The organism is Brachybacterium kimchii, assembly GCF_023373525.1.
Taxonomy (GTDB): domain Bacteria; phylum Actinomycetota; class Actinomycetes; order Actinomycetales; family Dermabacteraceae; genus Brachybacterium; species Brachybacterium kimchii.
In genome coordinates this window covers 2,197,791-2,212,402 of record NZ_CP097218.1, presented here as the reverse complement: position 1 = coordinate 2,212,402, position 14,612 = coordinate 2,197,791, and the positions used below count along the sequence as shown (strand labels likewise).

Genomic DNA, 14,612 nt, shown 5'->3' with positions numbered 1-14,612 from the left:
TTGTAGACTCCCCGCCGTCACCTGTCGTTCACCTTCACCTGGAGCTCCCTGTGCCGAGACTACGACGGCTCCGCCGCCTGGCCGCATCCCGACTGCCCATCGCCACCAAGGATCAGGTGCGAGCCGCCTCTCGATCGGAAGATTGGGCGAGCGCGTATGAGCAGCTCCTCGCGGCCGCCGAGGGGCGGTCGGCCGGCACCCCTCCGAAGAAGGTCCCGTCCCCGGCGGTCGCGGACCGTGTGCGCAAGAGCGTGGAGAAGAAGTCTGCCGATCCGCTGACGCGCGCGATCATGCAGGGCAAGGGGCTTGACCGGGCCGTTGCCGAGAGGGTCCGCGCTCTGCTGAAGGACAAGCGGACGAACGAGGCGCAGTCGCTCGCCGACGCCCTCGTGCGAGACGAGTCGACGGCCGCCGCGGGGCACCTCGCCGCAGGGATCGTCGCCGCCTCCCGCAGCTATCACTCGCTCGCGGTGCACCACTTCGACGCCGTCGACGACGAGCAGTCCCTGAGCTTCGCTCCGCTCGAGAAGATCCAGACACTCTTCCGTGCGGATTCGGGCCGCGGGATCGAGACCGCGAGGACCTGGCTCGCCGAGAACCGGACCTTCAGCGCGCGCACCTGGTTCGAGGTGTACCGCAACCTGTTCGTCGTCGACGAGCTCGACCTGGCGGATCAGGCCTTTGCGAAGACGTCCGCCGCGTACGCGACACCGACGCAGCAGAGCGCCTGGAAGTCCGGTCATGACGATCTGGCCTGGGGAGAACGCTGGGTGGGCTCCGGTCGGTTGCAGAGCGCTCCAGCGACTCCCGAGGGCCACGTGTCGTTCGGACTCATCGACTACCTGCAGCCCGGACGGGCTCGCGCTTCCCAGAACATCGGCGATCAGATCCAGACGCTGGCCTCCCTCGGCCACGTCGTGCGGCACCAGGACCTGCGTTTCCACGGTGAGGAAGGCGTCGTCGACTTCGTGCGCTCCATGCAGGAGCGCGTGCGCCCCGAGCTGCGCAGGGAGGGCGTCTCCGCGGACGTCGACCTGCTGACAATCGATCGTGATTCCTCGACCTACCAGCAGATTCCTCCGAACACATGGCTCCTGGAGTTCGGCTGGCACATGCACGCCATGTTCGGCCTCGGCGTCTACGACTTCCCTCTCCACCCGAATCTGAACCCGATCTTCGTCTCGTTCCACTGCAGCAAGCGAGCGCTCCTCAGCGAGGAGTCGCTCGCGTACCTGCGTGAGCACGGGCCGATCGGGTGCCGTGACTGGACGACCGTCGACCTGCTGCTCTCACTCGACGTCCCCGCGTTCTTCTCCGGTTGCCTGACGACGACGGTGAACACCGTCTTCCCAGATCTCGAGGGGAAGCCCGAGGAGGCGACCGTCTATGTGGACGTCGCCCGCAGCCCCGTCCCGAAGGGGCACGAGAACGTCCGGCAGTCCTACCCCGAGATCAAGAAGCGCGACTTCACCGCGAACATGTGGGACGCCGTCCAGGTGCTCGAGCGCTACCGCCGCGAGTACACCGATGTGGTGACCACCCGACTGCACTGCTACCTCCCGACGACCTCCCTTGGGCTGAAGGTCGACTTCGAGCCGAAGAACAACGCCGACGTGCGCTTCAACGGCCTGTTCCGTCTGAGCCAGACGGACTTCGACGCCATGCGGTCGCGGATGCGCGACCGTCTCCAGCCGGTGCTCGAGGCGATCTTCCGGGGCGAGGATCGCGCGTCCGTGTACGCCCTGTGGCGGGAAACGGTCGAACCCGAGGTCCAGCAGGCCCGGGAGCGCCACTCGCGCTCCGTCACGGTCCCCGCGGTCGGGCGCTCCGCCGGCCAGCTGGTCGCGTCCGTCCAGCGGCAGGAGGCCGACGGCCCAGCGAACCCGATCGACGTCGTGCTGACCCCGACCGCCTACCAGGTGCGCCACCTCGCCGCCGTGCTGCGCTCCGCGGCCGAGTCGTCCTCGCGGACGATCCGCGCATGGATCGTCGCACGCGGGGCCGGCCCCGCGCGCCTCGAGGTCGAGGGTGTCGAGATCCGATGGGTCGACACCGCCTCCGTCGACGCGAACGCCGTGAAGGCGCTCGACGAGCGTTCCCTGGACCGCGTGCTGCTCCCCGAGCTCGTGCCCGTGGACCGCGCGATCCTGCTGCCGGTCGACGGCGTGGTCTCCGCCGACCTCGCCGAGCTCGAGGGCATTGATCTCGGCGAGGCGCTGTTCGCGGCGCGCCGCACGTCCCGGGCGGACGCGAGCGGCTTCGCGGTGCTCTACGGCGCGGCCAAGCGTCTGGACTCCGACCCAGTGACCGCCTACGAGTTCTACCGTGACATTCACGGACGCCACGTCTTCGACTTCGATGCCTTCGACACCGATGTCATGGTGCTCGACCTCGCCGGCCTGCGCGCAGCGGGCTTCAGCGATCAGGCCGTGCCGGCGATGGCCCACTACCGCCTGGACGACCGCGATGCGCTGCACTACGTGGCGGGCCCCCGTCGCGCCGACCTGGGCGCCGAGTGGGCGCACGTGCCCGACCGCGAACCCCTCGAGTCCCCGAAGGCGCGCGTCTGGGCCGAGGGTGCGAAGCCCTGGTCCTCCTCGTACGTGACGGACGCGGAGCTCTGGGAGCAGTACTCCTCGAAGTGAGACACCCGGCCACGAGGTGGGGGAGATGAACCCCCGCCCGGACGCGGCGTGAGCAAGCCCGAGCTCTCAGGAGCGCCGGCGACCTCGCGCCGCGTCGGCGTCTCCTGGCTGGCCGAGACGTGTGGGTCTGCGGCGGAGGCGCGTGCGCGCGTCGCGGGGCCGCGGGTCAGCGCGCAGAAGCGGGGAGGCCGCTGCGGGTCTCTGCGTAGGCGAAGGCCCGATCCCAGTCGCGCAGCACGGCCTCGAAGCTCAGGCGCTGCGAGATGTCTGCGCGACCGGCGGCGCCCATGCGCGCGGCCCTCTCGGGCGAGCGCAGCAGCTCGACGACTGCGTCGGCGAGCTCCTTCCGCCCCCCGCGGGGGACGAGGACACCGGTCTCGCCGTCCCGGATGAGAGTCGAGGGTCCGTACAGGCAGTCGTAGGCGACGACGGGAGTGGCCACCGCGAGCGACTCGCCGATCGACAGCGGCAGCGCCTCCCAGTCCGATGTGGAGAGCGTGCAGACGCTGCGGGCCATCACACCGTTCGCGTCGTCCGTGCGGCCCATGAACTCGACGTTCCCCTGGATCCCGAGCTCTGAGACCAGTGACTCGAGCGCAGACCGCTCCTTGCCGCGACCGTAGATCTCGAGACGTGCTTCGGGCACCTTTTCCACGACACCGGCGAAGGCGTGGACGGCCTCGTGCAGCGCCTTCTGCGGCGCGAGGCGGGAGATGATCGACACCAGGTGAGGATCGCGCTGTTCCGCGGGCTCGGGCGGGATGACCAGGGCATTCGGGACCACGGTGAACGTCTCGGCGTGCCCCAGGCGCTCCGTCATGTCACGGCGCTGTCTCTCGCTGAGCAGCACATAGGCGTCGACCTCGTCAAGATTCGCGAACGGCTCCTCGTAGTCGGGGCGCAGCGGGCTGTCGATCGCGAACGGCGAGGCAAGGTGGCTGTTGTGCATCATCCCCAGGCGTACGGCGCTGTCTCGGCGGAGCTTCAGCATCTTGGTGATTGTGGAGGCGGTCTCCGCGATCACGTACGGGGGCGTGTCGCTCCGATCGACCACGGACTGCAGCCAGTCGGCGTGCCAGGCCGGCAGGCCGCTGAAGCGTCGCATGGTCCGCGTGCCGGGCTGCACGACGTACACCCCCAGGCCGTGGCCATCCTCCGGGTCCGTCCAGCGCTGGGCGAAGCAGAGCCCTTCGGGGGTCAGGAACTCCACGCGGTTCGCCGAGCCGGCGGACGTGAACCATGTACGGCGCGCCGCGAAACCATCCTCCATGTCGTCGCGGCGGATCAGGAAGCGGTTCTCGAAGAAGTTCGTGTAGGCGACACCGCCGGACTCGTCGAGGCGGTCGAACGCGTAGTACTCCCCGGCTGCCGTGAAGCGCCGACGATACGGCCCGTGCTTGTCCTCGCCCGTCTCCGTCAGGTCGTCGTGCGAGAGCGAGGAGATTTGCTCGCGCACGCGCCTGCCGAGGTTGCGGCCGGCCGCCGTCGCGCGCTCGCGCATCCCCGTGGCGCTCCTGGTCCCGGCGCGACCACGCGCGGCCTGGCGGGTGTCCTGGTAGACGTTGAGCACCTCGACGCCGACGGGGAGCCTGCCCGACTCGCGCAGCGCCGCGACCGAGGAGCGGAAGGAGGGATCGTCGTCGAAGGTCGCGATCGCGACCTTGCGGCCGGCGCTGTCGAACATGCGTGCTTGATCCAGGACGGCCTGGGTGACACCGCCGTGAGCGAGTCGGTGGAGAACGATCAGGATCGGTCTCGTCACGACGTCGCCTTGTGCTGGGCGGCCAGCTGCTGGGCATATCGCTTGGACTCGTTGACGAACTGCTTGTAGCGGTGGCAGACCTCGTCGGCCGGACCGTCCATGACCAGCTGGCCCTTGTGCACCCAGAGCACGCGCTCGCACATGCTCTTCACTGTCGCGAGGGAGTGGCTGACCAGGAACACCGTACCGGCGGCCTCGCGCACCTCGTTGACGCGCGCCTTGCTCTTGGCGCGGAACGCGGCATCGCCCGTGGACAGTGCCTCATCGATCATCAGGATGTCAGGGACAGCACTCGCGGAGATCGCGAAGCGCAGGCGCGCACCCATGCCCGAGGAGTAGGACTTCATCGGCATGTTCACGAACTCGCCGATCTCGGCGAAGTCGACGACGTCCTGGTAGCGCTCGCGCACCTGTTGCTGTGTCAGACCCAGCGCGAGGCCGCCGATCATGATGTTGCGTTCACCGCTCAGGTCTCCCATGAGCACGGCGTTCACGCCGAGAAGCGCCGGGTCGCCGGCCACGTACACCGAGCCCTGGGCCGGGGGGATCAGCCCGGCGATCGCACGCAGCAAGGTCGACTTGCCCGACCCGTTCACGCCGATGATGCCGATGGATTCGCCGTGGCGGGCGCTGAAGGAGATGCCGCGCACCGCCTTCACCTCGCGCACGTTCTGCTGAGACGCACCTCGGCTGAGAAACTTCTGCAGAGCGGTCTGCTTCCGTGCGGGGCCTGCTCCCACCTTCTTCGCGCCGAAGACGCGGTAGGTGATGTGCAGGTCGTTCACCAGCAGTGAGAGCCGGTCGGACTCGCTCTCGTGGACCGGGGTGTTGTCGAGGTCCTCGGCGTCGACCTCGAAGTCGTCCTCGTCGGTCTCAATTGCGGCCATAAGTCTCTTCCCCCTGCCAGAAGTAGAGGAACCCTCCCACGAGGAACACGATCGCCCAGCCCACGCCGACAACCCACTTCATTGGGTCGAGCGGGGCGGAGGGCTCGGCGAGGATCGCGGAGCGCGCGATCTCGAGGAACACCGCGACGGGCTGGTACTCCATGATCCAGCCCCACGAGAACTTTCCGAGGAAGTGGTCGATCGAGAAGATCACTCCCGAGACGTACATGAGAATGCGCGTGCCGAAGGGGATCAGGTTGTCGACATCGGGGGTCTGCGCGACGAGCCTCGCCATGATGAACGCGCAGCCCGTGCAGAAGCACCACAGCAGCAGCACGGCCGGGATCAGCAGCAGCCAGCGCGGCTCGAGGGGGACGTCGCCCTCGTTGGGCAGCAGCCCCGAGAGGTACGCGATCACGCACATCACGACGAGGGCCGGGACGAGCGTGGTCAACTCTGCTGCCACGCCGGCGATCGGGAGGACCGCGCGTGGGAAGTGCACCGAGCGCACCAGGTTCATATTGGAGCGAATGGCCTTCGATCCCGCCTGGAGAGACATCTCGAAGAAGCGGAACATGAACACGCCGACCACGATGAAGGCGATCGTGTTGTCGATCCCCGCACGTCCCACTTTCAGGATGAAGCCGAAGATGATTGTGTACACGGCGGCGTTGAGGACGGGCGTCAGCAGAGCCCAGACCTGGCCCAGGTAGGTGTTCTGGTTCTTCGCCTGCGCCTTGGACACCGCGAGCACACGGATGAAGGTGCGGCGCTTCCAGAGCTCCGGGATGTACTCGCGCAGGGACGGGCGCACGCCCATCCGCTCGAGATCGTTCTGCTGCGCCGTGGACTCCACCCACTCCGGAGCGTAGGTGCGCTCGAGCGGAGGGGGCACCGTGGGGAGCGCCAGGTTGCTTTCAGTCAACAGGCCGTACCAATCTCCGAAGGGCCGGGAACAAAGGGGCGGCCTACCGCGGCCGAGGCACCGTTCATCTTAGCCCGGGGGTCCGGCGTCGTCGCGGTGGCCTCTCCCACAGGGGTGCGTCGGGCGCCGACGCCGTGTCAGCTGCGCCGGTCCGCGACCTCGAACGCCGCCTTCCATTTGGGGGCGATCGCCTCCATGGAGTACTCCTCAGCCATCCGTCGCGACGCGGAGCGGCCCATCTTCGCGGCAGATCGCGGATGTTTGAGCAGTTTGATGATCCCGTGCGCGAGTCGATCGACGTCCCCGTCGGGGACGAGGAGACCGTCCCGGCCGTCGCGGATGAGGTCCGAGGGGCCGTAGTTGATGTCGTATGCCACCACGGGCGTCTCCGCCGCGAGCGACTCGCCGATCGAGAGCGGCAAGCCTTCCCACCTCGCGGCGGAGGCGGTCAGGATGCAGCTGGCCATGAGGTCCGCGCCGTCGGGCACCCACCCGTGGAAGGTGACGCTCTCCTGAAGGCCCAACTCCGAGGCGAGCTGCTCGAGAGACCTGCGGGCGCCTCCGTCACCGCCGATCTCCAGGTGCGCGGCGGGGACCGCCGCGACGACCTGGACCCAGGCGCGGAGGAGATCGTCCACACGCTTCTGCTCGGCGTGCAAGCGGCACACGACCCCTACCCGTCCGCGCACCTTGCGGATCGAGGTCGAGGACCTGCGGTCCCGGATCACGTTCGGGATGACGATCGGGTCGCAGTTCTCCGCTCCGAACGTGGCGCGGTAGTCCGCCGCCTGCTTCGCCGTCAGAGCGAGCACCACGGGCATCTCGGATACCCGTTCGAACGGCTTGACATAGTCCTCGCGGATCGGGGAACCGAGAGTGTAGGGGGGTTGGAACTGGTTGACGTGGGCGAGGAAGAGTCTGCTGGACAGCTTCGGGTCGGTGTCCAGCAGCTTGCGCATGGCGGTCGGATGCTGGGCGATCGCCAGCGGGCGGGGCTGGGACTCCTCGAGGATCTTGGTCAGCCACGCGGCGTGCCATGGGATGTTATGGGCGTAGCGGGTCGACCGGCCCGTGCTCGGGTCGTGGCAGTAGACGCCGAGCTGGCGCCCGCTCTCCGGGTCCAGGTGGCGTGTCACGTAGCAGATGCCATCGGGCGTGAAGTAGCGCTCCTCAGACACGTTTCCGGTCACTGGGTCGAGGGAGAGCTCGCGTCCGCACGCGCCCGTGTCCTCGTACTCGCGCTGCACCGACGGCTTTCCGTCCCGGTACAGGACCGTCCTGAGCGGCTCATCGTCGCGCAGCTCACGGTGCTTGACGAGGCGGCCGCTGAGATCGAAGTACTCGATGCGGGTCGTGTCCCCGTTCGTGGAGGTGCTCCAGGTGAGCCCATGGGTGTCCTCGTCCTCGGCGCGCGACCAGTCGGCGTGGGAATCCTTGGTCAGCGGTGCGCGCATGTCGCGGTAGATGTTGATCGCGGACGACCCCTCGGGGAGCACGATGTCCCCCTCGCGGGAGGCGAGCCCCTCCTCGAATCTGGGCTCGTACTTGAATGTCACGATGACAGGCTTGAGCCCCATGTCCACGAACATGCGGCACTGATCGAGAGCGGCTCCGGACCGCCCGGCGTAGCCCAGGGCGTGGAGGAGTATGAGTACGGTCCGCATGGCGGCGTCACCCTTCTGGTCGACGATGTCTCCTGATTCGGTTCTTCATGGACGTGAGGTTCAATCGTCCTCGTCGGCGCTGTCCGCGCCGGGATCTTCCGGGCCGTCCAGTGCCCGGGTAGCGTCCTCGGCGGACTCACCGCCGCCGCCCATGCGGGAATCCGCGACTCCCTCGTCCGCTCCCTCGGTCCGCGCATTCTGCGCGGCCACCGGCTTGCGATCGTGCAGCACGACGTTGCGCGCGGCGCCCACGAAGGCATCGGCGTAGTTCTCGGCCGGGAACGGGCCCAGATAGTCCACGCGGGTCTGTTTGCGAGCCTCGGCCTTGGGGTCGGTGACCAGCAGCTGGTCGAGCATCTCGTCGAGGTTCGAGAGGTCCTTCGGGATCACGTAGGCCGAGCGTGCGAGCGGGAACATCCGCTCGAACTCCGCGACCGTGTACGACATCGTCACCAGGCCGTAAGGCTTGCCGGAGTACAGGAAGTCCGGGACCACGGAGGAGACGTCGGAGATCATCGCGTCGGCGGCGTTGAAGCAGCCGAAAGCATCCAGCTCCTTCTCCGCAGCGTGTCCCCACAGGTGCTCGCGGCTGCCGGATTCGGCGTCCTCGCGCAGCATCTGCTTGATCGCGTTGATGTTCTGGGCGGCCTCGGGGTTGCGATAGCTGAAGGGGTGCGGTCGGAAGACCACAGTCATCCCGCGCTCCAGGAGAGCGCGGACGATGTGGGGCCCCACCGGCAGCGAGCCGTAGTTCGTGTCCGCGTAGTGGCCCTCCCAGGTGGGGGCGTACAGCACCGTGCGCACCGGGATGTTCTCCGGGCCCTGCTGCTCGACGGTCTCCACCTGTGGGCGGCCGACGATCGTGAACTTCTCCTGCGGGATCTCCACGCCGTTGTTCTCGTAGCGGTCGATGGCCGCCTGACCCGCCACGAAGATCCTGTCGTACAGCGCGGTGACCGGGTTGAAGCTCGAGGCCTTGTCGCTGTCGCCGTGCAGCAGCTGCACGTGGGTGATCTGCGGGTAGCGCACCAGGTGGACGTTCGGCGCGGAGTTGTTGACGTAGAAGGCCGTGGTGATCGAGGGCGTGATGACGTCATCCAGCTGCCAGATGTTCGTGCGCACCACCACCGGGGCGTCGGTCAGGCGCGTGATCTCGCGGAACGCGGAGGTCTTGCGCAGCACCACGATGAAGGGTTCGCCGATCCGCTCGAGGTACTCGATCCACATCCCCACCTGGTAGGCGGATCCGGCGGGAACGCCGTAGTAGAGGACGAACTTCGGGGCGAGGGCCTCGACGGCGCCGTAGAGGTTGTTGTCGGCGTTCACGGAATCCCGCACGCGCCGGAAGGAGTCCAGCGCGTGGTACCCCGCGATGGCGAGGGCGATCAGGGGCAGCGGCACCAGCGCTCCCGCAGGAACGTGCACGAGGAGCAGGAGCGAAGCGAGCGCGGTGAGCGCGAGGTCCACTACAAGCACGAGGTTCACGGGGAACGCCGGTCCACGGTGGTCGGGGATGCCAGGCAGGTTCGCCACACGGAGCTTGCGACCCGGTGCCACGCGGGTGACGACGGGCTCGGACAGCGGAACCAGGGCGAACAGGAACGTTGTCACCCAGCCGAGAGGCCCCGTCGTGCCCTGTGCCCAGCAGATCCCGAGCGGCAGCAGGCCCAGCAGCAGGCGGATGCCGTGCTCCCCGGCCAGGGCGGTGCGGCCCACGTGTCTGCGCAGCCGGCGGTACCCGCGGCGGATGAGGATGAAGAAGGGGTAGATCGCGGGGATCACGGCGATCGCGGGATGAACTCCCATCGCGAGCAGCGCCAGTGGGACGATCGCGACGGTGGTCTGGGTGAGGCGCCTGCGCAGCCCTGCCATGCGCTGCCAGGGCATCACCATGCGGTGGCGTTCGGCGGAAGGATTCTTGGATTCGGTCTGGGTCATCGGGTACGGCCCTCCTCGGGCTCGCCGGCCGTGCGCGTCGCGCACGTGCCGCCCTGGCGGTCACGGCGTCAACCGTGATGTGTGCATCTCTCTGCTGTGCGCTGCTCTGCGCACATCGCGTCGGACGATCATGTGGTTCACGATGCGGTGCCCTCCTCCTGGATCGACGCCCACAGCTGATCTCGCAGCACAGTGAGGTCGGTGCAGGCGTCCAGGAAGCGATGCAGCGAAGCCCCCGGGGTCGTGTCGCCCAGGTAGTACTCGGTGAGCTCGCGGCGCTGCTCGCGCTGGGGGTCCTCGGTGATCTGCTCGAGGGCGAGTTCGCCCGCGCGCGGGGCCTGCTCCTCGGTGAGGCGCGGGGCCGTCTGCAGGAGGCGCGTGGCGGCCTCGCGGGGTCCGCCCTCGGCGCGTGCGGGCTCGGTGACGAGGAGAGGCTTGCCGGTGGCCAGCCAGTCCGTCGCGACGGCGGAGACGTCGCAGATCATGAGGTCCGCGCGGGCGAAGTCCCGCTGGATGCCGTGGCGCTCGGCCACCTCCTGCCCGCGCTCGGCGAGCAGCTCGCGCAGCTGCGCGTCGGCCTCACCGAAGGCGGGCACGCGCACGCCGGTCAGCGGGTGCGGCCGGTAGATGACCTGCAGGCCGGCGGCGACCAGGGAGCGCACGATCATCTCCGACTGGGTGAGCAGCGAGGAGTAGGCGACGCTCGCCTGCCCGCCCTCCCACGTCGGCGCGTAGAGCACGGTGCGGGGAGCACCCTCGGGGCGCGACGAGGCGGGCACGCGGTCCGTGTCCAGGCTGGGTCGCCCGACGGGGATGCAGCGGGTGCGCGCGTCGAACAGGGTCGAGTAGCGCTCGAGGCGGTCGATCGCCGCCTGCCCGGCGACGAAGGAGAAGTCGTAGGCCTTGATCTGGTTGGAGACGGACACGCCCTTGTCGGAGTCGCCGTGCAGCAGCGAGACGTGCAGCGCCGAGCGGCTGCGCAGCGGCGCCGTGTTCAGCGGGTTGTAGTTCACGTAGAGGATCAGCTTGGTGTCGCTGCGCAGGATCAGCGCGTCCAGCGTCGCGTCGCGGGCGACGGTGATGACCGTCATCTCCACCCTCTCGCGCAGCGCCGCGGCGACCCGCGAGTCCATGCACACGATGGTCACGCCCCGCTGGCGGTGCAGCTCGCGCAGCGGCCCGAACCAGTCGTCGAGCTGGTAGAGACTCTCCAGGGTGTCCGGGAAGTAGAGGATGACGTCGCCCTCGAGGACGGTCTCGCCCAGGCGGTCGTCATCGCCCAGGCCGTCGGGGACGCCGCCGGGAAGCAGGCGGAAGCGGCGCAGGAGCTTGCCGCCGGAGCTGCGCAGGCGCCGCTTGAGGGAGTTGCCGCGTGCGGCCATCAGCGGCCTCCTTCCGGGCTCGCGTCAGCGCTCTCGTCCGTGCGCTCCTCGGTGCTCTCATGCTCGGTGCTCTGGCGCTCACTGTCCTGCTGCTCGGCGGCGTGCTCCTCGGAGCGCGGCACCTCGGTACCCGGCTGCTCCGCCCGCTCCAGGATCTCCCGCCAGGCGCCCGCCGTGGTCCAGCGCGGCAGGGCGCGCGCGTACCGGCGGCGCAGCCGACCCCAGCGCAGGGCCAGGCGCACGTGCGTGCGCAGCACCCGCAGGAGCAGGGACCGATCATCGTGCCCCTCGATCGCGAAGGCGTCGATCCTCTCGCCCCGTGCGGAGGTGATGATCACGGCGTCGGCCCCGAGCACGGTGCGCCAGGACACCTCGCTCGCGGGGATCTCGAGCACGCTGCGCGGAGCGCGGACGGGGGAGAGAGCGCGCGCGAGCGCCCGCAGGGCCCCGGCGGACAGGGAGAACGGGGTGGTGCGCGTCGGCTCGAGGCTCTCGGTGCGGGGGCGCTGGCGCTCGCGCCAGGCGTCGACCACAGCCTGGCCGTCGGCCCTCGCGGTGCCCAGATCCCGGCCGAGCCATGCCTCGGGCCCCGCGAGCGCCGCTCGTGCGCCCTCGTCCCACAGGCGCGCGGTGAGGTGCAGGCCGGACAGCACGTGCTTGAGCTGGTGGGCGAGGGAATCGGCGAGCACCCCGCGGCCGGCGCGATGCGCGGCGGCGGTCGCCAGACGGTTGCGGTGCAGGATCCGCGCGCTCCAGCTCATCTGCGTGCGGTACGCGTCCCAGGAGGGGTGCGTGACCGAGGCGCCCGGCAGCACCATCGTCGAATAGCCGCTCGCGCTCGCGCGCAGCCCGTACTCGGCGTCGTCCCACTTCAGGAAGAAGGGCGCGGGGAGCCCCAGCGTGCCGACGGCGCCGGGAGGGAGCAGTGTGCCCCACCAGCCCGTGTAGTCGGCGGCGGTGCGCGGCAGCAGGGCGTCCCAGTCGGCGGGCGTGGTGCCGGCGAGGTCGAGCGGCCCGTGCATGCCGTCGGCCGAGCGCCAGAAGAAGGTTCGGCGCTCCACGTGCTCGGCCTCGGTGAGCAGGGTGGGGGCGCCGGCGGGGGAGTCGGCGTCCAGCAGGCCGGTGCCCAGGATCGTCGGCGCCTCGGCGAGGGCCTGGAAGGTCAGCAGGCGGCGCAGGGACTCCTCGGAGATCAGGGCGTCGTCGTCGGAGAGGAACACGGCCTGCGAAGGGTCGTCGAGGGAGGCGAGCATGCCGCGCGCGTATCCGCCCGAGCCGCCCAGGTTCGGCTGCTCGAGGAGTTCGATGCGCGCGGTGGCGAGGGAGTCGGGGAGGTCGGCCGACATTCCCTCCTGCGCGTCGAGGAGCCGGGTGAAGGGCGCGTGGCCCGCGAGGGTGCCGCCCTGATCGATGACCAGCACGCGGGCGACGAAGGGCATGGCGGCGAAGGCGTGGGCCTGCGCGGTCGCATCGTCCTCGCGGCGGAAGGTGGGGACGATGGCGCTCACGCGCGGCAGCTCGACCTGCTCATCGACCCACCAGCGCACGCCGGACCAGGTCGCGCCGGACCCGTCGGCCGCCTCCTCGACCCACAGCCAGGCGGGGGTGGAGGGATCTGCGAGATCCACGGTGCGGCCCTCGGCCCCGATCTCGCCCAGGTCGATCACGGTGCCCGCGTCGGCCCCCAGGAGACGAGGGCGGCGGGTGGAGTCAGGGGCGACGGCGGGGGCGTCCGCCCCGTCGGACCCGGGCGTCCCGACCTCGACATGCACCGGACGCGGCCCGACGGCATGGCGCCATGCCCATGCGGCGAAGGCCTGCTCCCACAGGGGAGCGGCCGCGCTCGGCGTGCGCTGGAGCGTCGTCCCGACGTGCACGGGGCCTCCTCGGAACGCGCGGTCATGAACGGGGTGATGGACGGCAGGCCGCGGTGAGCTCGATCCCTGGGCTCGGAACACGGGTCTGCACGGAAAGGGGTCGGGCTCTCGCCGGGCCGTTCCTGAGGTTACAACAGGGCGAACGGCCGACGAACGAGGCGTGACCGATGTCGGATCGTGCAGGTCGTGATCCCCGGTCGCCCCTCACTCCTCCGGCAGGTCCGCCCAGGCCCGTCGGGCATCCGCGACGAGCTGCTCGTGATCGGCCCGGTACCGCGCGATCCGGCAGCCGCGCCCGTTGGGCTTGAGCGCGATCCCCTCCTCGTCCCACGCGTCGAGTGCGCGCGCGAGGAGCGGCGCGGGCAGGTCCCCGTCGGCCGATGTCACCCGCCACCAGGTCACCCCCGAGCCCCACTGGCTCATGATCCGACCCACCAGGCGCGGCCCCACCCCGCACACGTCGCCCACCTGGCCGTAGCTCGCGACGCGGCCCCGGGGGATGGACTCGACGGTGCGCAGCACCCGCTCGACGGTGAGATCGTCCATGACGGCCAGTCTCGCAGGTACCCTCGATGATCGTGGCTCCCATGACATCCCCCGCCTCGCCCGCCGCCGCGGCCTCCTCGAACCCCTCGGGCTCGGCCTCCTCGCCGGACGACCCGGACGCGCCCACCACCTCCGGCCTGGGCGCGCTCGTCGACGAGTCCCGCCGCGTCCTCGTCGCCCTGCTGCAGGGGCCCTTCGTCGACGGTCGGCGTGAGCCCCAGCGCTACGGCCAGCTGCTGCGGGACCGGGCGGCCATCGAGGCCCGGCTCGCCGACATGTTCCTCGAGCTGGTCCTGGACGACGACGCCCAGGTCGCCTTCGTGCGCCAGAGCGAGGCCGACCCCGACGCCCCCAAGCTGCTGCGCCGCCTCTCCGGCCTGAACCGTCTGGACTCGGTGCTGCTGCTGGTGCTGCGCCAGATGCTGCTCACCCAGTCCTCCCGCGGTCAGCGCGCGGTGGTCTCCGAGGCGGAGATCCAGCAGGCGCTCGCCGCCTACCGCCGCTCCACCTCGACCGACGAGGCCGGCTTCGCCAAGGAGGTGCGCGCCTCCATCACCAAGATCCAGCGCGCGGGCCTGCTCGAGGAGCAGGGCGACTCCTTCGAGGTCTCCCCGGTGCTGCGCCTGATGATCGGCCCCGACACCGCCCGCGAGTTCATCGCCCTGTACCGCGAGGCAGGGGCCGGCGGCCTCGCCGACCCCGAGGACGATGACCCCGAGGACGTCGACGCGGAGGATGTCGGCCCGGAGGACGTCGACGCGGAGGATGTGGGCCAGGACGACGTCGACATCGAGGGCGCCGATACGGAGGACGGGCACGCCGCGGACGATCTCGACGCGGGGGCCACTGACGGCTTCGGCGGCGCCGCCGTGTCCGGGACCGACGCCGAGGGCGAGAGTGCGGACGGCGCGATCGACCCTGCGGACGGGGACGAGGGGCGCTGACGGCAGAGGGTCGGAGGCGGGAGCCCGGGGCGCCGACCCCGA

General features: G+C 70.0%; 10 protein-coding genes. 2 read left to right on the top strand and 8 right to left on the bottom strand.

Translation table 11 applies throughout. From position 1 onward, the window contains the following. Nucleotides 1-116: 116 nt before the first annotated feature. Nucleotides 117-2,645, top strand: a complete 2,529-nt coding sequence (locus M4486_RS10415; protein ID WP_249477026.1) for a hypothetical protein — start codon at nt 117-119, stop codon at nt 2,643-2,645. Between the two features lie 166 nt (nt 2,646-2,811). Here M4486_RS10415 and M4486_RS10410 read toward each other — a convergent pair whose 3' ends face one another. From M4486_RS10410 to M4486_RS10375, 8 genes are all read right to left on the bottom strand, one after another. After that, a complete protein-coding gene (locus M4486_RS10410) occupies nt 2,812-4,329 on the bottom strand; it encodes a glycosyltransferase (RefSeq protein WP_249477024.1) in 1,518 nt (505 codons plus the stop codon). Nucleotides 4,330-4,403: 74 nt separating this feature from the next. Then, entirely contained in the window at nt 4,404-5,294 is an 891-nt protein-coding gene (locus tag M4486_RS10405) for an ABC transporter ATP-binding protein (protein ID WP_249477021.1), read from the bottom strand. Beyond that, nucleotides 5,281-6,219: an ABC transporter permease gene (locus tag M4486_RS10400; protein WP_249477019.1), complete on the bottom strand. Its 939-nt coding sequence runs from the start codon at nt 6,217-6,219 to the stop codon at nt 5,281-5,283. The genes M4486_RS10405 and M4486_RS10400 overlap by 14 nt, the downstream gene beginning before the upstream one ends. Nucleotides 6,220-6,356: 137 nt before the next feature. Then, nucleotides 6,357-7,775: a glycosyltransferase gene (locus tag M4486_RS10395; RefSeq protein WP_249477017.1), complete on the bottom strand. Its 1,419-nt coding sequence runs from the start codon at nt 7,773-7,775 to the stop codon at nt 6,357-6,359. Between the two features lie 168 nt (nt 7,776-7,943). Then, complete coding sequence (locus tag M4486_RS10390; RefSeq protein WP_249477015.1) at nt 7,944-9,821, bottom strand: CDP-glycerol glycerophosphotransferase family protein; 1,878 nt, start codon at nt 9,819-9,821, stop codon at nt 7,944-7,946. Between the two features lie 137 nt (nt 9,822-9,958). Continuing rightward, on the bottom strand, nt 9,959-11,203 hold the full coding sequence (locus tag M4486_RS10385) for a CDP-glycerol glycerophosphotransferase family protein (protein WP_249477013.1): 1,245 nt from the start codon (nt 11,201-11,203) through the stop codon (nt 9,959-9,961). Continuing rightward, the gene (locus M4486_RS10380; protein ID WP_249477012.1) at nt 11,203-13,080 is read right to left on the bottom strand and encodes a glycosyltransferase; all 1,878 of its coding nucleotides are present in this window, start codon (nt 13,078-13,080) and stop codon (nt 11,203-11,205) included. Before M4486_RS10380 ends, M4486_RS10385 begins: the two co-directional genes overlap by 1 nt. A gap of 204 nt (nt 13,081-13,284) precedes the next feature. Beyond that, nucleotides 13,285-13,626 carry an MGMT family protein gene (locus tag M4486_RS10375; protein ID WP_249477009.1) on the bottom strand — a complete coding sequence of 114 codons (342 nt, stop codon included), beginning with the start codon at nt 13,624-13,626 and terminating at the stop codon, nt 13,285-13,287. A gap of 41 nt (nt 13,627-13,667) precedes the next feature. Between M4486_RS10375 and M4486_RS10370 the strand changes: the two genes are divergently transcribed. Beyond that, complete coding sequence (locus tag M4486_RS10370; RefSeq protein ID WP_249477007.1) at nt 13,668-14,570, top strand: DUF4194 domain-containing protein; 903 nt, start codon at nt 13,668-13,670, stop codon at nt 14,568-14,570. Nucleotides 14,571-14,612 lie beyond the last annotated feature (42 nt).